Source organism: Nocardia flavorosea NBRC 108225, from assembly GCF_001613385.1.
Lineage (GTDB): Bacteria > Actinomycetota > Actinomycetes > Mycobacteriales > Mycobacteriaceae > Nocardia > Nocardia flavorosea.
This window is the reverse complement of the sequence record NZ_BDCG01000008.1, coordinates 332,994-351,317: the sequence shown is the minus strand read 5'-3', so window position 1 is coordinate 351,317 and position 18,324 is coordinate 332,994. Positions and strand designations below refer to the sequence as shown.

Annotated in this window: 16 protein-coding genes; 9 read left to right on the top strand and 7 right to left on the bottom strand. The window is 68.1% G+C overall.

Going from position 1 to position 18,324, the window contains the following annotated elements:
* Window positions 1-70: 70 nt before the first annotated feature.
* The 3 genes from NFL01S_RS09755 (at window position 71) to rsmA (ending at window position 2,316) form a co-directional block, all read left to right on the top strand.
* Window positions 71-904, top strand: a complete 834-nt coding sequence (locus tag NFL01S_RS09755; RefSeq protein WP_062973584.1) for a TatD family hydrolase — start codon at window positions 71-73, stop codon at window positions 902-904.
* Between the two features lie 145 nt (window positions 905-1,049).
* Window positions 1,050-1,253: a hypothetical protein gene (locus NFL01S_RS34275; RefSeq protein ID WP_084492547.1), complete on the top strand. Its 204-nt coding sequence runs from the start codon at window positions 1,050-1,052 to the stop codon at window positions 1,251-1,253.
* 175 nt (window positions 1,254-1,428) lie between these two features.
* On the top strand, window positions 1,429-2,316 hold the full coding sequence (gene rsmA / locus NFL01S_RS09750) for a 16S rRNA (adenine(1518)-N(6)/adenine(1519)-N(6))-dimethyltransferase RsmA (protein WP_210744517.1): 888 nt from the start codon (window positions 1,429-1,431) through the stop codon (window positions 2,314-2,316).
* Here the strand turns inward: rsmA and NFL01S_RS09745 are convergent.
* Window positions 2,298-2,507: a heavy-metal-associated domain-containing protein gene (locus NFL01S_RS09745; protein ID WP_062973580.1), complete on the bottom strand. Its 210-nt coding sequence runs from the start codon at window positions 2,505-2,507 to the stop codon at window positions 2,298-2,300. The genes rsmA and NFL01S_RS09745 overlap by 19 nt on opposite strands.
* A gap of 143 nt (window positions 2,508-2,650) precedes the next feature.
* Here NFL01S_RS09745 and NFL01S_RS09740 point away from each other — a divergent pair, with 143 nt between their 5' ends.
* Entirely contained in the window at window positions 2,651-3,622 is a 972-nt protein-coding gene (locus NFL01S_RS09740; protein ID WP_062973819.1) for a 4-(cytidine 5'-diphospho)-2-C-methyl-D-erythritol kinase, read from the top strand.
* A gap of 564 nt (window positions 3,623-4,186) precedes the next feature.
* A complete protein-coding gene (locus NFL01S_RS09735) occupies window positions 4,187-6,001 on the top strand; it encodes an ABC-F family ATP-binding cassette domain-containing protein (protein WP_062973578.1) in 1,815 nt (604 codons plus the stop codon).
* A gap of 482 nt (window positions 6,002-6,483) precedes the next feature.
* On the opposite strand, the gene NFL01S_RS09730 is transcribed toward NFL01S_RS09735, so the two are convergent.
* Window positions 6,484-7,341 (bottom strand): Abi-alpha family protein, encoded by an 858-nt coding sequence (locus tag NFL01S_RS09730; protein WP_062973576.1) that lies wholly within the window; start codon window positions 7,339-7,341, stop codon window positions 6,484-6,486.
* Window positions 7,332-8,654, bottom strand: a complete 1,323-nt coding sequence (locus NFL01S_RS09725) for a DUF445 domain-containing protein (RefSeq protein ID WP_084492546.1) — start codon at window positions 8,652-8,654, stop codon at window positions 7,332-7,334. Before NFL01S_RS09725 ends, NFL01S_RS09730 begins: the two co-directional genes overlap by 10 nt.
* 225 nt (window positions 8,655-8,879) lie before the next feature.
* Between NFL01S_RS09725 and NFL01S_RS36280 the strand changes: the two genes are divergently transcribed.
* Window positions 8,880-9,860 (top strand): Abi-alpha family protein, encoded by a 981-nt coding sequence (locus NFL01S_RS36280; protein WP_245670582.1) that lies wholly within the window; start codon window positions 8,880-8,882, stop codon window positions 9,858-9,860.
* A 341-nt stretch (window positions 9,861-10,201) separates the two neighbouring features.
* On the top strand, window positions 10,202-10,831 hold the full coding sequence (locus NFL01S_RS09715) for a nuclear transport factor 2 family protein (protein WP_084492564.1): 630 nt from the start codon (window positions 10,202-10,204) through the stop codon (window positions 10,829-10,831).
* A gap of 266 nt (window positions 10,832-11,097) precedes the next feature.
* Here NFL01S_RS09715 and NFL01S_RS09710 read toward each other — a convergent pair whose 3' ends face one another.
* Window positions 11,098-12,738, bottom strand: coding sequence for a peptide chain release factor 3 (locus tag NFL01S_RS09710; protein WP_062973574.1), 1,641 nt, complete (start codon window positions 12,736-12,738; stop codon window positions 11,098-11,100).
* Between the two features lie 694 nt (window positions 12,739-13,432).
* Here NFL01S_RS09710 and NFL01S_RS09705 point away from each other — a divergent pair.
* Together NFL01S_RS09705 and pth are read left to right on the top strand one after the other, a co-directional pair.
* On the top strand, window positions 13,433-14,032 hold the full coding sequence (locus NFL01S_RS09705) for a 50S ribosomal protein L25/general stress protein Ctc (protein WP_062973572.1): 600 nt from the start codon (window positions 13,433-13,435) through the stop codon (window positions 14,030-14,032).
* Window positions 14,033-14,050: 18 nt separating this feature from the next.
* Window positions 14,051-14,626, top strand: a complete 576-nt coding sequence (gene pth, locus NFL01S_RS09700) for an aminoacyl-tRNA hydrolase (protein ID WP_062973570.1) — start codon at window positions 14,051-14,053, stop codon at window positions 14,624-14,626.
* Between the two features lie 19 nt (window positions 14,627-14,645).
* Here the strand turns inward: pth and egtD are convergent, their stop codons facing one another.
* The 3 genes from egtD to egtB all read right to left on the bottom strand — a co-directional run bounded on the left by egtD (window position 14,646) and on the right by egtB (window position 17,806).
* Window positions 14,646-15,617 carry an L-histidine N(alpha)-methyltransferase gene (gene egtD / locus NFL01S_RS09695; RefSeq protein ID WP_062973569.1) on the bottom strand — a complete coding sequence of 324 codons (972 nt, stop codon included), beginning with the start codon at window positions 15,615-15,617 and terminating at the stop codon, window positions 14,646-14,648.
* Window positions 15,618-15,689: 72 nt separating this feature from the next.
* Window positions 15,690-16,523: an ergothioneine biosynthesis protein EgtC gene (egtC, locus tag NFL01S_RS09690; protein WP_062973567.1), complete on the bottom strand. Its 834-nt coding sequence runs from the start codon at window positions 16,521-16,523 to the stop codon at window positions 15,690-15,692.
* Window positions 16,523-17,806 (bottom strand): ergothioneine biosynthesis protein EgtB, encoded by a 1,284-nt coding sequence (egtB, locus tag NFL01S_RS09685; protein ID WP_371851805.1) that lies wholly within the window; start codon window positions 17,804-17,806, stop codon window positions 16,523-16,525. The genes egtC and egtB overlap by 1 nt, the downstream gene beginning before the upstream one ends.
* Window positions 17,807-18,324: the final 518 nt, after the last annotated feature.

Sequence of the window (18,324 nt, the reverse complement as noted above, 5' to 3'; positions counted from 1 at the left end):
CCCTTCGTGAATCCGTGCGAAAGTCTCACTCGGCTGTGAACTCGGTCGCCCGGCAATCGGTGGCCCTCCGGTGAACGCCCGGCGCCCTGCCCCGCCGCCGCCCGAACCGCTGGCGCCGCTGGTGGATGCCCATACCCATCTCGACGCCTGCGGGGCCACCGATGCGGGTTCGGTTGCCGAGATGGTCGATCGGGCGGCCGGAGTGGGGGTCGGCCGAGTGGTGACCGTCGCCGACGATCTGGCCGCCGCCCGCTGGGCCGTGGCGGCCGCGCATTGGGACGACCGCGTGTATGCGGCGGTCGCCCTGCATCCGACGCGGGCGAACGCGCTCGACGACGCGGCGCGGGCGGAGCTGGAGAAGCTGGCGGCCGATCCGCGGGTGGTGGCGGTCGGGGAGACCGGGCTCGATTACTACTGGCCGGGCAAACTCGACGGCTGCGCCGATATCGAAACGCAGATCGAGGGTTTCCGCTGGCATATCGACCTGGCCAAACGGATCGGTAAACCGCTGATGATCCACAATCGGGAAGCCGATCACGATCTGCTGACCGTGCTGCTCGACGAAGGCGCCCCGGAGACGGTGATCTTCCATTGTTTCTCCTCGGACGCGAATATGGCGCTGTCCTGTGTGGCCGAGGGTTACATCTTGAGTTTCTCCGGGACCGCGAGTTTCAAGAACGCGCACGAACTGCGCGAGGCGGTGAAGGTGGTGCCGGACGACCAGTTGCTGGTCGAAACCGATGCGCCGTATCTGACGCCGCATCCGTATCGGGGTGCGCCCAACGAGCCGTATTGCCTGCCGTACACCGTGCGGTCGGTGGCGGAATTGCGGGCGCAGGATCCGGTGGAGCTGGCGGAGATCAGCACGGCGAACGCGCGCCGCGTGTACGGACTCACGGCCTGAAACTGCCGCCGACGGGAAAGTGAGTTACATCACAGTTTTTCCGGCGTTATTTCGTCTAGCAGGGGTTCGGCAGGTGCATGCTGTTGCCGGACCGGCGGGCCGGTTCGTTGCGGTTGTCGGGACCGCTGACCTTCGTTATCGTCCCGTGACCGTGTCACCCTTTGCGAGGATCAACTCCTCACGCTCGCCCATGCTCTACGTGGCGATCGCCGCCGTGCTGCTGATCCTGATGGTCGGCGCCGGTGCGGCCATTGCCACCCACAATTCCCACGGCGACCGGGCGCATTCGGCGCCGGCCGGTCACTCCCACTCCCACCAGCTGCCGGTGCACCAGCCCGCACTCGTCTAGCCGTACGGGCGGCGAGCGCCGCCCGGCCCGCTCTCCGGGCCGCGGTGCACCTCCGAAATTGCAGTCCCCTCCATGGGTGTCCCTTCCGGGGCCGTTCCGATCAGGCTCCGGCCTGCACCGCCGGAGATGGCGCCGAGAACCCGATTGGTAAGTTCTCCCGGTGTCGGATGCCGAGATGATGGCGCGTGGTGAGGTGGCTCTGCTGGGGCCCGCGCAGGTGCGGGAGCTGGCCGAGCGGCTCGGTGTCTGCCCGACCAAACAGCTCGGGCAGAACTTCGTGCACGACGGTAATACGGTCCGCCGGATCGTGACCGCGGCCGGTGTCGGGCGTGCGGATACGGTGCTCGAAGTGGGGCCCGGTCTGGGATCGCTGACGCTGGCCCTGCTGGATGTGGTGGATTCCGTGCTCGCCGTCGAGATCGACCCGGTGCTTGCGGAACAGTTGCCCGATACGGTGCGGGAACGGGCCGCAACACTGGCCGACCGGCTGACCGTGGTGCCCGGTGACGCACTGCGGGTCCGTGCGGGGATGCTTCCGGTCGCGCCGACCGCCCTCGTGGCGAATCTTCCCTACAACGTGGCCGTTCCGGTCCTGCTGCATCTGCTGGCCGAATTCCCCGGTATCACTACGGCATTGGTGATGGTGCAGGCCGAGGTCGCGGATCGGCTGGCCGCGCCGCCGGGGAGCCGGGTATACGGCGTGCCGAGTGTGAAGGCCGGTTTCTACGGCACCGTGTCGAAGGCGGGCGCGGTGGGCCGGCAGGTGTTCTGGCCGGTGCCGCAGGTGGAATCGGGGCTGGTGCGGGTGGATCGCTTCACTGAACCGCCCTGGCCGGTGGACGAATCGCACCGGTTGCGGGTGTTCGAGGTGATCGATCTCGCATTCGCGCAGCGCCGGAAAACGTTGCGGGCCGCGCTCGCGGGCTGGGCGGGTAGCCCGGCGGAGGCGGAACGAAGGCTGCTCGCCGCGGGAATCGCGCCGACCGCGCGCGGGGAAACCCTCGACACCGCGGCCTTCGTTCGCCTCGCCGCGCAGGCCGGCGATCAGCTCGCCAGTTCGTAGCCTGCTTCGTCCACCGCGGCCGCGATATCGGTATCGGCGATTTCGGCGGCGGCATCGACCACGACACGGCCCGAGGCGAGATCGACGTCAACGCTGGTGACGCCGTCAATTTTGCCGATTTCCGTTTTCACCGCCTGGACGCAGTGGCCGCAGGTCATACCGCTGACGGTGTAAGTGCTGGTGGTGGACATGGTGTCTCCTTAGCGCTCGGTCCTCTGTCGGAACCTCACGAATATACCCCCGGGGGGTAATAGTCGCAAGGGTGGTGTGGCCCAGGTCCCTGCCCGGTCTTCGGATGGTCCCCGCCCAACAGCACCTATTAGGCTTGGGCACCGTGCTGTCCGTTGTGCCCAGTCCCGTCACCGTGCGGGCACCCTCGAAGGTCAACCTCCATCTGGGAGTAGGTGACCTGCGCGCCGACGGCTACCACGAGCTCACCACCGTTTTCCAGGCTCTGTCCCTCGCCGACGATCTGGAGATCGCTCCCGCCAATTCGCTCACCCTGCGGGTTACCGGGGAAGGCGCCGCGGAAGTCCCCACCGACCGCACCAACCTCGTCTGGAAGGCAGCGGTCCGGCTCGCCCAGCTGGCCGGCCGGGCACCGCTGGTGGAAATCACCATCGACAAAGGTATCCCGGTAGCCGGCGGAATGGCCGGCGGCAGCGCCGACGCGGCCGCCACACTGGTGGGCCTCAACGAGCTCTGGGAACTCGGTCTGCATCGCGACGAACTCGCCGCGGTGGCGGCCGAACTGGGCAGCGATGTGCCCTTCGCCCTGCACGGCGGGACCGCGCTCGGCACCGGACGCGGGGAACGGTTGCTTCCGGTGCTCGCGCGCAACTCATTCCACTGGGTGCTCGCCCTGGCGAAGGGCGGGTTGTCCACTCCGGAGGTCTTCACCGAGCTCGACCGGCTCCGCGTTCAGGGCAATCCCCCGCGCCTCGGCGAACCCCAGGCCCTCATGCAGGCCCTCGCCTCCGGAGATCCGCACCAGCTCGCCCCGCTGCTCGGCAACGATCTCCAAGCCGCGGCGGTCTCGCTGCGCCCCGATCTGCGCCGCACACTCCGGGCAGGAGTGGAGGCCGGAGCGCTGGCCGGGCTGGTATCGGGTTCGGGCCCGACCTGCGCCTTCCTTTGTGAAACCACCGAATCCGCCGTCGCGGTCGCGGCGGAACTCTCCGGCGCCGGGGTCGCCCGCAGCGTGCGGACGGCGACCGGCCCGGTACCGGGAGCGCGGATAACCAGTCAGGATGAATCGCCTCACCCGTCCCCGGAATCCCCCGCCCCTGGCCCGCGAAGATCATGATTCGTCCGGCTGTCCCGGCGTCGAGCGCACCGACCGCCGCCCGCTTCGAATCCGGGCAGATGCCCGGTCTGCTCGAGGGCGGCACCCCGAACAGACCGTGTAGTCACTCGCTCGGACGTGCCCACCCGGAGGCGACGCCGACCGGCCCGGTGCCGGGCGCCCGGACGATGAACCCGGAAGAAGGCATCACCTGGTGCCGGGCACCTGGAGCCCCACCCCTGGGCCCGTGCCGGGGGTGATCCCTGCGGGGCTCTGGCGTCGAGCAGACACCGCGGCGGCCCATGCCTTCCGGCCGAGGCTGCTGCGCCCGCCTACAGCGAGGTGGGTCTCGCGGCGGGCTCACCGGTGAGCATCGAAACTGTTCGTTCGGACGGTCGGTGCGGGCTGAGTCGCCGTCGTGTCCGGGCACGGTGCGCTTCGACCGGCGGTGGGTCGTTACTGGACCGACCGGTTCCGCCGGCCGGGCGGTGCTCGACCCCCGGCGACGGTCGGCCGGTGCGGGGACCTCGATAGGCTGGTCGGGGTCGCGTATGGGCGTGGCCGGCAGCGGAGGCGGAAGGATTCATGGCCAACCTGATCAATCTCGAACAGGTCAGCAAGAGTTTCGGGATCAAACCACTGCTCGACGGGGTCTCGCTGGGGGTGCATGCGGGCGAGCGGATCGGGGTGGTCGGTCTCAACGGCGGCGGTAAGACCACGCTGCTCGAGGTGCTGACCGGGATCGAGGAGCCCGACGGGGGCCGGGTCAGCCGGCTCGGTGGACTGCGCATGGCCGTGGTCACCCAGCGCGGAGTGCTCCCCGAGGGGGCGACCATCGGCGAGGTCGTGCTCGCCGGTCTGGCCGACGACGCGCCGACGGGGGATATCGCCGAACACGAATGGGCCGCGGATCCGCGGATCCGTTCGGTGCTCGACGGTATCGGGATCGCCGGGCTGGGCCTGGACACCACCGTCACGAATCTGTCCGGCGGGGAACGCCGCCGGGTCGCCCTGGCCGCCGCCCTGGTGCGCGATCTGGACCTGCTGGTGCTCGACGAACCGACCAACCATCTCGACGTCGAGGGCGTGCAGTGGCTGGCCGAACATCTGCTGGCCCGGCGTAGCGCGCTGGTCGTGGTCACTCACGATCGCTGGTTCCTCGACACCGTCGCGACCCGCACCTGGGAAGTGGTGGGGGGCCGGGTGGAAACCTACGAGGGCGGATACGGCGACTGGATCTTCGCGCGCGCCGAACGTGCCCGGCAGGCCGATGCCACCGAGGCCCGGCGGCGGAATCTGGCACGTAAGGAACTGGCCTGGTTGCGGCGGGGCCCGCAGGCCCGTACTTCCAAACCGCGCTACCGGGTGGAGGCCGCGGAGGCGCTGATCGCCGACGTCCCGCCACCACGCGACAGTGTGTCGCTGGCCTCGTTCGCCAAGAAGCGGCTGGGCCGGGTGGTGGTGGAACTCGAGGACACCACGCTCACCACACCCGACGGCCGCGAACTGGTCCGGGACCTGACCTGGCGGTTGGCTCCCGGCGAGCGCGTCGGCCTGGTGGGTGTGAACGGTTCGGGTAAGACCACCCTGCTGCGGGCACTGGCGGGCAATATCGAACCGGTCGCGGGGAAACGGGTGCAGGGACAGACCGTGCGGATCGGCTGGCTGCGGCAGGAACTCGACGACCTTCCCACGGATATGCGAGTGCTCGAGGCGGTCCAGGAGATCGCCATGCGGATCACTCTCGGCGAGGGCAGCAAGGCACTGGAGCTCTCCGCCGGTCAGCTCGCGGAACGACTCGGGTTCACCCCGGCCCGGCAGCGCACTCCGGTGCGGGATCTTTCGGGTGGTGAACGCCGCCGGCTGCAGCTCACCCGCATCCTGATGTCGGAGCCGAATGTGCTGCTGCTCGACGAACCCACGAACGACCTCGATATCGACACCTTGCAGCAGTTGGAGGATCTACTCGACAACTGGGCCGGAACGCTGGTGGTGATCAGTCACGACCGCTACCTGATCGAGCGGATCTGCGATACCACCTGGGCGCTGTTCGGCGACGGCAAGCTCACCAACCTGCCCGGCGGGATCACCCAGTACCTGGCCCGGCGGGCCGAGCTCGAGGCCGGGGATACGGCCCGGCAGGCGGCCTCCGCGTCCGCGCACCGGGCCGAGGCGCCGCAGACCGATTCGGCGGCCTACCGCGCGGCCCGTAAGGAACTCTCCCGCCTGGAACGCGCCATCGACAAACTCGGCGAACGCGAGGCGAAATTGCACACCGCCCTCGCCGCCGCGGCGACGGAGCCCGAGAAACTGGTGGCCCTCGGCGCCGAGCTGAAAGAGGTGCAGGCGGAGAAGGAAACCGCCGAGGAACGCTGGATGGAGCTCGCCGACGAGGTCTGAGCGGTCGCGGCTCACCGGCCGGTCGTGCTCGGTACACCATGCCGCATCGGCTCTGATCGCCCGCGTCCCCGCGTCCCCGCGTCCCTGCGATCCTGGCGTACTCGTGTTCGGTGTCTCGGCGACCTCGCGATCCTGGCGTACTCGTGTTCGGTGTCTCGGCGAACCCGCGACCCGCGCGGGGATCGCTGTCCAGGCTGCGCCGAGCCCCCCGGCGAACCGAGGCGAATGGTGCCGCTCGGCACAGCTCGCGCGGTATCGGTTCGGGCGCGGGGCGGGGACCACGGTGGTGATCGCGCTGTGCCGGTCGGCGGAGTCGCCGAGTGTCTGCGGGGCGGGTATGTTCCGGTTTCGCCCACCACGGCGTGCGAGCCCGGGGACCACGTCGAACCCGACGAGCAGCGCATACCGGGCGGCCGCTGTCGGCGGTCGGCTGATAATGCGCCTGCGCACGCCCGGCGCCGCCCTGACCTGGTGCTGCCGTATCAAGGGGCGTCGGTGACTGGATCTTCCTCGCCGGCGATGGGCAGGCTGGTCTGTACGAATTCGGCGCCGAAGCTGGTGAGTGCGATGCCCCGGTGCTGGAGTTTGCCCCGGCCGCCGGCCTGTTTCAGCAGGTCGGCGACTGCTGTCTGGGCTTCCAGGAGCTGGTAGCGCTCCGGTGTGCCCACCGGTTCGGGCAGTGTCTCGATCAGGCCTACGCGCCGCAGGTTGTTCAGATAGCGCTGGACTCGTTCCGGATGCCGGAGCCCGGCGTGTTCACCGATCATGCTCACCCCGAGATCGTTCGTCCCGGATCGTGCTTCCCCGGATCGGCGGGCGCGCCGCGATGAACGGCCGCCGCGGACGGTCAAGGTCGGCTGTGGTCCTTCGAGGCGCAGCAGTCGCAGGATGCGGGCTTCGTCGGAGGTGAGTTCGGCCAGGATCCGGGCGAACGCCGGATGTCCCTCGTCGGGTGGGCGCGTGCTGGCGGCCAGGCGCAGCAGCGCCGCGCCCTGTTCCCGCAGCGAGCGTTCGGTCGGGGAGGAGGTGGCCGACGATTCCGTGGCGGTGACCCCGAGCGCCAGGCGCAGCGCCTCCCGGATCCGGCGGGTGGCGTCGGTGCGGATCTCGGCGGGCGGCTGCCCGGCCATACTGCCGCGTACCACGGTCTCGGTGACATCCAGTGCGGTGTGCACCCCCCACCGCGCGGTACCGGACACTACCGACGCCGCGACCCGGGCGACCCCGCTCACGGCGCGCACCGCCGCGACAGGACCGATCGGCCCCGCCGGATCGCGGCGTTCGCCGGGGCCGGGTCCGCCCGGCTCACCGGTGTCGCGGGATTCATCGTTCACAGCCATGTGGTCGCCACCCCCGTTCCGAACACCAGGATATGCGCGTATCCCGCGAACAGCCCGAGGACACCGCCGTGTACGAACAGCAGCCATTCGTCCTGTTTGATGGCCGAACGCAACATATCGACGAAATCGTTCGGTGAGAGCTCCGACATCTGCTTGGCGATATAGGCGCCGATCTGTTTGCCCTGGCGTTCGTTGAAGTCGGCGTCGGCGAACGCGAGTGGCGCGATGGCCATCGCCTCGGAGGTCAGGGTCTGGGTCAGTGTCTCGTAGTCGCGGTTGCCGAGTACCAGTTTCACCGCGCCGCGCGCCGGGCCGAGGGCACGATCGGCGGCCGGTCGCAGGGTGTCCTCCAGCATCTGCAGCGTGCGATCCGATTTGGGTCCGTTGAGCAGTTCGTCACCGATATTGGCGACCGTCATCACCTGGGTGGAGACGAGTTCGGCGTAACCGTCGGTGATTTCGTTCTGCCGTTTGATCAACAGTCCCTGCCGCCACGGGCACCACCATTTCGGCTCGGCGGGCGCGAAGATCATATTCAGGCCCACCCAGTTGACCACCCAGCCGATGATCACCCCGCCGATCGGCAGGACCGCCAAGGTCGGCCATCCGGTCGTGTGCAGGATCGCCACCAGCACCACGCCCATGGGAGCGCCGAAATAGAGACCGAAATTCTGCATGAACCGTAATTCTTTGGCGCCCAGCACCTGGAACAGCTGGTTGAGCAGCTGCGGCCGCGCCTGGAAATACCGGATCACCATTTGTTTGACGTCGAGCAGCTGATCGATGTTCGCGCCGAGTTCGTCGGTGAGTTCGCGCAGAATATCCGGTAGTTGCTGGCGGACCCGGGCGTGCACCATCTCCCGGAGCTGGGACGGCAGGTTGTACCAGAGTTGCGGATGGTCGCGGCGCAGGATGTTCTCGACGATATCGCGGATCTGGGTTTCGGCGGTGAGCGCGAGATGCTCGGCGAGCGCGTCCGGTTCCAGCTCGCGATAGAAATCGGCGACGCTGCCGAGTTTCGAAAGTCCTTTGTCCACCGCGATACTGGCCATCTTGTCGGCCCGTGACGGCACGATGCCCTGCCAGCCGAAGCGGCCGTCGTGGCTGAGCAGCGGGAGTATCTGGATCCGCTTGGGCAGATACGGGTACAGATACCGCAGGCCCGGGATCCGGACACCGTGAAAGGCGATCGGCTGGAACAGCATCAGCACGCCGGTCCAGTTGGTGATGTAACCGATGACGCCGGTGAACAGTGGAATGGTCAGTAATTCCAGGAGGATCGTCGGGTGCACCCCGAACACACTCTCCAACACGACACCCTCCTGCTCCCGGTGATCGCCGCCTCACCGGGACTTCAAATTAGCACCACAACCGGACCGTAACCGCGCTGCGGCGGCCATCCCACCGGCAGCGCGACCGGCCGCGACACATTAGTGTCTCAGACGTGAGCCGGATCCATGGTCCGGCGCGGGGCTATCACCGTCGATGGGCAATAATCGGTGGGCGGGATTCGTTCATCTGGCGATATCGGAGTAGACGTGGCAGACGACAGGACCGGACAGGAGTTCACCCGGACCGGTTCCCGGCCCGTGCAATGGAGTCCACCGGCCGGAAACGGCCCGGGGCCGGCGCCGAAGACGAATTCCGACCCGGCCGATGTCGTCCGTCGGCCGCCGTCGAGTGTCGAACGCAGCGCCGATGTCGAGCAGCGGCAGATCAGCAACGAGGCCCGGCTCATCCGCGGCGTTTTCCGTGCGGCCGGGGTCGCGGCCGGCAGTGTGGTGCGCGGTGGGCAGTGGGCGGCGAACACGTCCTTCGAGGTCACCCGGGAGATCACCCAGGCGGCCTTGGACGGGGAGTCCTCGGCCGAGATCGCGGAGCGCACCGGTAACGCGCTGCGGTCCATCGCGCGCAGCGCGCTCGGTGTCACCGAGGGTTCTGTGCGCGAAATCGTCAGCTATGTGCCGACCGGGCAGGCCTCCGGCCCGCAGACGGTGGCGGTGGGTTCGTACATGCGTTCGGCCACCGTCGCCGAACTCCGTAAACGCGGGGATGCGCTGCTGGCCCGTTCGGCCGATGTCTACTTCACCGAAGAGGTGCATCCCGCCTACGACCGGATTCTCGACGAACTCGCCCCCGACGAGGCCCGCATCCTGCGCTATATGGCCCTCAACGGCCCGCAGCCGACGGTGGACGTCCGCACCAACCGCCCACTGGGTATCGGATCCGAGCTGATCTCCGGCGGGCTGACCTCGGTACCGGAACAGGCCGGTGTGCGCTACATCGACCGGGCCCGGTCGTATCTGATCAACCTGAGCCGGCTGGGCTTGACCCATAATTCCGACGATCCCGTGGTGTTGAGCCGCTATATGGTGCTCGAGGTCCAGCCGATAGTGGAGGACGCTTTGAAAAAGGCGGGCCGGGCCCCGAAAATCGTGCGCAAAAGTCTGCGCCTGACGGAGTTCGGCGAGGATTTCTGCCGTACCTGTTTCACCATAGGCAACGGTCAGCGGCCCTGATAACCGCCCGCCACGGGCACGGACCGCCGCGCGCACCCGGCCGGAAACCCTCGCTGACCGGCCCGGACCCGACTCCCGTAATAACGCCGACGCTGGATAGCAATCCGATACAGATCTGAATAGCCTCCCAATTTGTCCATTTCAGGTGGGATGGTGGAGTTATGGACCAGGGCGAGGAGCGCAACGATCCGGGGCCGCACCCGGGTGGTTTTTCCCGGCGGCCGGGTCAGAGCAGTGAAACGATGGCCTTCTCCGGTGCCGCGCTCGCGGCGGCGCTGGGCGCCGGACTCGATATATCGCTCCCGCCGCGGCTCGAACCCGAAACGGATGTGCCGCTGACCATGGGACCCGTACGACCGAACCCGTCACGCCCGACGGCATCCGCCGCATCGGCGGATGTCCTGGAGATCCATCGCCTCAAGTTCCGCTATGTCCGGACCCTGGACAGCAAACTCTGGGAAGATTTCGCCGAGACGATGATCCCGGAAGCGACGGCCACCTACAGCGAATACCTGCAGTTCGAGTCCCGGGAAGCGTATTTGACCTTCCTGCGCAACACCCTGGGCCCGCACGTCATCACCGAGCACCGCTGCGATCATCCCGAGATCGATGTGGACGGCGACCGGGCCACCGGAATCTGGTATCTCTCCGATACGGTGTTGATTCCCGAGAACAATATGCTGTTGCGCGGCGCCGCCTTCTACACCGACGAATACGTCCGCTGCGACGACGGCCGCTGGCGCATCGCGCATACGGGCTACGAACGCACCTACGAGGTGGTGCTCTCGCTCAGCGATCTGCCCAGTCTGCGGCTGACGGCCAACCGGTGGGGGCTGACCCAGCATTCGGATGGCATCGAATCCGTAGAACGCGATCCGCGGGAGACCGTGAGGCGCGACGAGACGCCCGAGGAGTCCATCGGCGGCAGCGACCAGGAGCATCCGGGTTCCGAGCACCGGGCCGCCGGCTGAGTGATCAAATGGCGGGCCGGCACCGATCCGGACGCGCAGGCACGGCGGCCACCAGGCCCGCGAGCTCGCGCCATTCGGGCATCGGCAGCTCGGCGGGGGGCAGTCAGCACCTATGGTCGGCGCCGGCCGCGAGGTTCTCGCGTATCCGCTGCGCGATAGCGTCGACATCACCATAGGCGACGCTATCGGAGCGGTCGGATCTGCTCCCCGGCCCCCGGAGGCCGGGTGGTGGGGCCGGGCGGTTTGTGCCGGGGGCCGCGCAAGTCTCAGTCGGCGGCGGCGACCAGCGGTTCCAGGGTGAGTTCCGGCATTTCCTTCTGGATGTATTGCAGCCGCCATTTATCGCTGAACACCGCGAGGATCGCGCCGTCGCTGCGCGTGAACACCTCCACCCCGCGCTGGCGGTCCAGTTCGGGTGCCGAAGCGGCATCGGTGCGGCGGGCTATGGTGTAGGCGAGATGGTCGAGCTGGGTTTCCACCCCGAATTCGCCCTGCATCCGGGCGGTGACCACCTCGAACTGCATCGGGCCCACCGCGGCGAGCACCGGGGAGGCGTCGCCGCGGGAATCGTTGCGCAACACCTGCACCACGCCCTCGGAGTCGAGCTGGTCGATCGCCTTACGGAACTGCTTGTACTTACCGGCGCTGCGCGCCCGCAGCGCGGCGAAATGTTCCGGGGCGAACGACGGAATCGGCGGGAACTCGACTTTCTTGTCGACGAACAGGGTGTGCCCGGGCGCAAGTGCGGTCGCATTGACCAGGCCCACCACATCGCCGGGGTAGGCGGTATCGACGGTTTCGCGTTCCCGGCCGAAGATCGTCAACGCGTATTTGGTCGCGAACGGCCGGCCGGTCTGCGCGTGGGTGACCACCATGCCGCGTTCGAACTCGCCCGATACGATGCGCATGAACGCGAGCCGGTCACGGTGGGCGGTGTCCATGCCCGCCTGTACCTTGAACACGACCGCGCTGAACGGGTCCTGCGGGTTACGCGGGCTACCGCCGATATCAGCGCGCGAACCCGGCGCGGGCGCCAGTTCGACCAGTGTTTCCAGCAACTGCCGGACGCCGAAGTTCAGCATGGCCGAGGCATAGATCACCGGTGAGGTCTGCCCGGCCAGGAACATCTCCTGGTCGTGATCCTGCCCGGTGGCCGACAGCAGTTCGCTCTCCTCCGCCGCGGTGGTCCACGCCGCGCCCTCCCGGGCCTCGGCGGATTCGGGTGTCAGTGATTCCTCGGGGGCGATGGTGGCGCCGCCGGCGGTCCGGGTGAAATGGATGTATTCGGCGGCCGCGCCCTCGGGGCCGCGGCGCAGCAGGCCACGGAAATCACCCGCGATACCGACCGGCAGGAACAGCGGGGTGGGGGTGAGGCCGATCCGTTCCTCGATTTCGTCGAGCAGTTCCAGCGGGGCCCGCCCGGGACGGTCCCATTTGTTGATGACGGTGATCACCGGGATCCCCCGGTGGCGGCATACCTGGAACAGTTTCAAGGTCTGCGGTTCGAGACCTTTGGCGGCATCGATCAGCATTACCGCGGCGTCCACCGCCGTGAGCACCCGGTAGGTGTCCTCGGAGAAATCGGAGTGGCCCGGAGTGTCGACGAGATTGATCACATTGTCGATATCGGAGCCCGCGGCCCGATAGTTGAACTGCAGCGCGGTGGAGCTCACCGAGATACCGCGCGCCTTCTCCATCTCCATCCAGTCCGAGACGGTCGATTTGCGGCCCGCCTTGCCGTGGATGGCACCGGCCTCGGAGATCTTGCGGGCATGCAGCGCGAGCGCTTCGGTGAGCGTCGATTTACCTGCGTCGGGATGCGAGATCACGGCGAAGGTGCGGCGCCGCGACACCTCGCCGGCCAATCCGCGCGCGGCGGGCGCGGTGCCCTCGGTGGAGGCGGTCAACGGAGGAAACCTTTCGGCGGTGAGATCGGGAACAACCGTTCAGGCTACGTGACTGCCGTACCGGGACCGGCGCCCGGCCGTGCTCCGGCGCCGCCCCGCCTGCTGCTGTACCGGACCGCGAGGGTTCGATACCGCCCCCAGCACAAGCCGGCGAACGTGCACCCGCCGCCGGCTCGCTATCACCCTCCGGGGTTCGATTCGAAGCGCACAGCCACCGAGATCGCCGCCGCAGACGCCGCCGGTTTCGACCTGTCCGCGCCGCCGCTGATCCGGTTCACCCCGCACGTAAGCACGGCGCTGCCGAGTCCAGCGAGGCCCTGAGAGGTTTCGGCCCGCGTGGTCGTTCAGCCCTCGATGCGATGCGGCGTAGCCGCGAGTGTCGAGGGCTGAACGACCACGCCAAGGAGGGTCGAAACCCGCGCGCCGAAGGCGCGCCAGAAGATACCGAAACCCGCGCGCCGAAGGCGCGCCAATAGATACAGCCCCTCCCGATTCCGGACTTTCAGGGCCGCTGGGTTACAGTATTCGGGTTGTCTCGGCGAGGGTTCGCAAATTTGCGGCACCGTGATCGACGCGGCGCGGCTTCCGGCCGCTGGCGTTCGGTCTTCGCCTGACGAGCAGACCACCTGACCAGGGGCGCGATTTCCCTGGCAACCGCCCATAAGCCCGGTAGAGCCGTAGGAGTTATCCAGTCATGTCCGACGTCAACCTTCTCGAAGCGAAGATCCGCACCGAGTTCGGAAAGGGTGCCGCGCGCCGCACCCGCCGCGCGGGCAACGTTCCGGCGGTCCTGTACGGGCACCAGTCCGATCCGCAGCATCTTTCGCTGGATGCGCTGTCGTTCGCCGCCATTCTGCGCCAGCACGGCACCAATGCGGTGCTCAACCTGGATATCGAGGGTAAGAAGCAGCTGGCGCTGACGAAGTCGGTCGTCGTGCACCCTATCCACCGTTACATCGAACACGCCGACCTGCTGATCGTGCAGCGCGGTGAAGCGGTCACCGCCGATGTGCCGATCAACCTGACGGGTGACGCCGCCGCGGGCACCCTGGTGACCCAGGAGGCCACCACGGTTTCCGTTTCCGCCGATGCCCTGAACATCCCCGAGTCGATCGACGTCTCGATCTTCAATGCCGAGGCGGGCACCCAGATCACTGCCGGTGCGATCGAGCTGCCGAAGGGGGTCAGCCTGGTCGGCGATCCCGAGACTCTGCTGGTCAACATTGTCGAGGCCCGCACCGCCGCCGAGCCGGCCGCCGAGGGCGAGGCCGCCGAGGGCGCAACCGCCGAATAGGACGGGTCACCTTCCGCGATGGCCGATACCGCACCGGCGCTCGTCGTCGGTCTGGGCAATCCGGGTCCCGAGTACGAACGCACCCGGCACAACGTGGGCTTTCTGGTCGCCGATTCGCTCGCCGAGCGGATCGGCGACCGTTTCACCGTCCACAAGAAGTCGGGTACCGATCTGTTGCAGGCCCGGCTGGACGGCCGGCAGGTGCTGATCGCGAAACCGCGGTCGTATATGAACCTGTCCGGGCGGCCGGTGGCGGCGCTGGCCCGCTTCTTCTCCGTGCCGCCCACCGAGGTGATCGTCGTTCACGACGAACTGGATCTGCCGTTCGGCGCGGTCCGGTTGAAGCGCGGTGGCGGTGAGGGCGGACACAACGGGTTGCGCTCGATTTCCGGCGCCTTGACCACCAAGGACTACCTGCGCACCCGGATCGGGATCGGCCGCCCGCCCGGCCGCCAGGATCCGGCCGATTTCGTTCTCAAACCATTCGCGTCGGCCGAGCGGAAAGAGCTGCCGGTGGTGGTCGAGCAGGCGGCCGACGCAGTGGAGTTGCTGCTGCGGGTGGGTTTGGAAACCGCGCAGAACCAGCTGCACTGACGCCGGCATTCCGTTGCGGTCAGATGCGGGCGGCGAGGGTCAGGGCGAAACGATTGTCGGGGTCGGTCCAGGTGTGCTCCGATACGAAGCCCGCGGCGCGGAGTTCGGCGTCCAGGCCCGTGGGGCGGAATTTCGCGGAGATCTCGGTGCGTAGCTGTTCGCCGCGGGCGAAGCGCACGGTGAGGCCCAGGTCGGCGACGGTGACTTCCATATCCGCGGTGGCGGCCAACCGCATTTCGATCCATTCGTTGTCCGTGTCCCAGTGCGCGATATGGTCGAATGCTTCCGGGGCGAAATCGGCTCCCAGCCGGGTGTTCAGGACGCGCAGGACATTCCGGTTGAATTCCGCGGTGATACCGGCGGCGTCGTCGTAGGCGGGGATCAAGATCGACGGGTCCACCACCGATCCCGTCCCGAGCAGCAGTTGTTCGCCGGGTTCGAGCACATCGTGGATACCGCCGAGGAATTCGGCGCGTTCCGTGGGCACCATATTGCCGAGCGTGCCGCCGAGGAATGCGATCATCCGCCGCCCGCCGCGCGGCAGGGTTGCCAGGGTATCGGTGAAATCGCTGACCACCCCGTGTACGGCGAGCCCGGGAAACTCGAGCGCTACCTCGGCCGCGGAGGCCCGCAGCGCCGACTCCGAAACATCCTGCGGTACATAGTTTTTCAATGGTCCCTCGATGGTGAGGGCAGTGAGCAGCAGGCGGGTCTTACTGGCCGAACCCGACCCCAGTTCGACCAGCACCTCTGCCTGCGCCGTCCGGGCGATCGCCCCCGCGACGGTCTCCAGCAGTGCCCTCTCGGTGCGGGTGGGGTAGTACTCGGGCAGGGCGGTGATCTGCTCGAACAGCTCACTTCCGCGGGCATCGTAGAACCATTTGGGCGGCAGCCATTTCGGGCTGTCCGTGAGACCGCGACGGGCATCGGCGCGTAGGGCCGCCGTCAGGTCGGCGTCGGTGAGGTGGACTTCGATCGTGGGCTCGTTCACCGGGTGACTCCTGCCGGGATGCCCCGTCGTTCACGGGGAACGGACACCGTGTGCGCCGTAGGCGCAGTGTTGTTACGCATCTCGACCTCCTGTGGTGGATTCGGCGGGTTCCAGTGGCTCGACGTGCAGCCGGCCGGGTTCGGCGTGGACGACCACGCGGTCGGGTAGTGATTGCCACCGCGGATCGTCGTCGTACGGTTCGGAGGACAGGATCGCGAGATCGTCGGTGACCAGCGCGGACAGGGAGTGGTAGCAGGTGCTCGCCCACAGTGCGCGACCGTCGCCGATCAGCAGGTTCAGCCGGGCGTCGGGAGTATGGTGCAGCACCGTGGTCACCAGCAGGCGCAGTGCGGTGCCGGGGTCTTCGGCAAGACCGGCAGGAGTATCGGGGTCGAGCAGTCGGCGCAGCAGTACCCACAGGGCGGCGGAATCGGTGAGCGCTTCGGCTTCGAGCAGGTGGCTGGTCTCGTAGCGGCGCGTCATGCCCGCGCGGGTGGCGGCGACATCGAGATCGGACAGGACGGCGGTGAGCGCCGTCCGCCACTGCGGAATCACCCCGTTGTGGCTGAACGCCCAGCGATCCCACAGGAACGGCGCGCACGACGAACGCTGCACCGGCATCCCGACGGTGGCCGAACGGACACTACCGAGGACCGCGCGGGAGGTGAGTCGCGGCAGCACTTCCTCCACCGCGGGGTCGGTCCAGATCGGGTCGGGGTTGCGGTAGCGGGTCACCGCCGCCGGTTCCGGGCCCCACCAGGCGACCCCGAACCCGTCGGCATTGACGGTGCCGCCGCCGCGCATATCCCGCGGCGCCCACGACTGGGTGCGCAGCGAATGCGGCCCGCGCAACAGGAGTTCGCCCACCGACGCCGGTGGGCCCACATAGCCCAGATGACGGCACATCATGCCTCCCGCGGGTCGAGGGTGCGGGCCAATCGGAATCCGGAGAAGATCTGGCGGCGGATCGGATGATCCCAGTTGCGGAAGGTGCCGCGGCAGGCGACGGGGTCGGTGCCGAACGAACCACCTCGCAGCACCCGGTAGTCGCCGCCGAAGAAGACCTCCGAGTACTCGCGGTAGGGGAATGCCCGGAATCCGGGATACGGGTGGAATCCCGAGGAGGTCCATTCCCACACATCGCCGATGAGCTGATGTACGCCCGCCGCCGACGCACCCGCCGGATAGGCGCCGATATCGGCCGGTTCCAGATGACGCTGCCCCAGGTTGGCGATGGCCGGCCCCGGCTCGGTATCACCCCACGGGTAGGCGCGGCTGCGGCCGGTGGAGGGGTCGTAGCGGGCGGCCTTCTCCCATTCCGCTTCGGTCGGCAGGCGTTTGCCCGCCCAGGTGGCGTAGGCCTGCGCTTCGAACCAGCACACGTGCACGACCGGCTGTTGCGGCCGCAGTGGGCGGCGTACCCCGAATACGCGCCGCCACCATTGCCCCGCCGAATCCCGTTCCCAGAATCGGGGCGCCGTGAGCCCGGCCTCCTGCCGGTGCTCCCAGCCGCGTTCGGACCACAGTTCCCGCCGGTCGTATCCACCGTCGGCAACGAATTCGAGGTACTGCCCGTTGCTGATCGGGGCGGCATCGATCGCGTACGCGGGGACGTGTACGGGATGGGCCGGGCGCTCGTTGTCCAGGGCCCACGGGTCGGTGGAGGTACCCATGGTGAATTCGCCCGCCGGTATCACGACCTCCCCGCGGACCGCGGTATCGCCGGCCGGTGGCGCGGGGGCCGACAGTACCGGGGGACCGGCGCGCAGCTGATGGGTGGCCAGCATGGTTTCGTCGTGCTGCTGTTCGTGCTGGGCGATCATGCCGAACGCGAACCCGCCGTCGACCAGCTCACCGCCCCGCAAGGGGCTGCGCTCGAGCACATCCCAGACCTTTTCCCGCACAGTGCCGACATACCCGCGGGCCTCGCCGGGATTCAGCAGCGGCAGTTGCGGACGGTCGGGCCGGGCATGTTCGAATGCGTCGTACAGCTCGTCGATATCGGCACGCACCGGTTCACGGCCGCCGACATCACGGACCAGCCACAGCTCCTCCTGATTGCCGATATGGGCCAGATCCCACACCAATGGGCTCATCAACCGGGAATGCTGGGCGACGAGTTCGGCCTCGTCCATACAGTCGGTGAGCGCGGCGGTCCGCTGCCGGGCTCGCTGCAATGTCGACGCGATATGTTCGCGTAACTGTTCGGTACCGGATCGGTCGGTGTAGTGCTGGAAACTCACTTGGTCACTCCGCTCGACGGCATGGATCGGCGCCCTGCAGGGATATCCGTAGGCGCTCTGCTCGACAGCCGCAGCTGCGGCAACGGTTGGGCGGTACCGCCCCAGGAGGCCGTGGTGTGGGTCAGGGGAATCGGATCGCTGACCCACACACCGCGGGCGTACCCGGCCGGGGTACCGGTGCGGTGATGAAAAGCCCTGGTCGCGGGCTGGAAAGTGCCTTTCGGATCGCTGGGCCGGATCACAGTGATCGCCAGGCGGGCGCCGGGGACGAGTAGCGGCGCTGTGAACGCTGGTGGCTCGGCGACGGGCGCCCGGCCGGTCGCTGGCGCAGCGGCCCGGCGCGCTGTTCTCGGTCGCAGACCGGCTGAACCGTCGCCGACCGTGACCGATATGCGGCCCGCTCCGGCGGCGGCCGGGGCGACGGTAACCGGGCGGCGGCAATCCGCGGAGTCGCTGTCGGAATT

Bases quoted from the DNA above. Each gene is read 5' to 3' on its own strand.
- NFL01S_RS09730 (WP_062973576.1), bottom strand. From the start codon at position 7,341: ATGGCTGTGAACGATGAATCCCGCGACACCGGTGAGCCGGGCGGACCC.
- egtC (WP_062973567.1), bottom strand. From the start codon at position 16,523: ATGTGCCGTCATCTGGGCTATGTGGGCCCACCGGCGTCGGTGGGCGAA.
- NFL01S_RS09715 (WP_084492564.1), top strand. From the start codon at position 10,202: ATGGGACCCGTACGACCGAACCCGTCACGCCCGACGGCATCCGCCGCA.
- rsmA (WP_210744517.1), top strand. From the start codon at position 1,429: ATGATGGCGCGTGGTGAGGTGGCTCTGCTGGGGCCCGCGCAGGTGCGG.
- pth (WP_062973570.1), top strand. From the start codon at position 14,051: ATGGCCGATACCGCACCGGCGCTCGTCGTCGGTCTGGGCAATCCGGGT.
- NFL01S_RS09705 (WP_062973572.1), top strand. From the start codon at position 13,433: ATGTCCGACGTCAACCTTCTCGAAGCGAAGATCCGCACCGAGTTCGGA.
- NFL01S_RS09745 (WP_062973580.1), bottom strand. From the start codon at position 2,507: ATGTCCACCACCAGCACTTACACCGTCAGCGGTATGACCTGCGGCCAC.
- NFL01S_RS09735 (WP_062973578.1), top strand. From the start codon at position 4,187: ATGGCCAACCTGATCAATCTCGAACAGGTCAGCAAGAGTTTCGGGATC.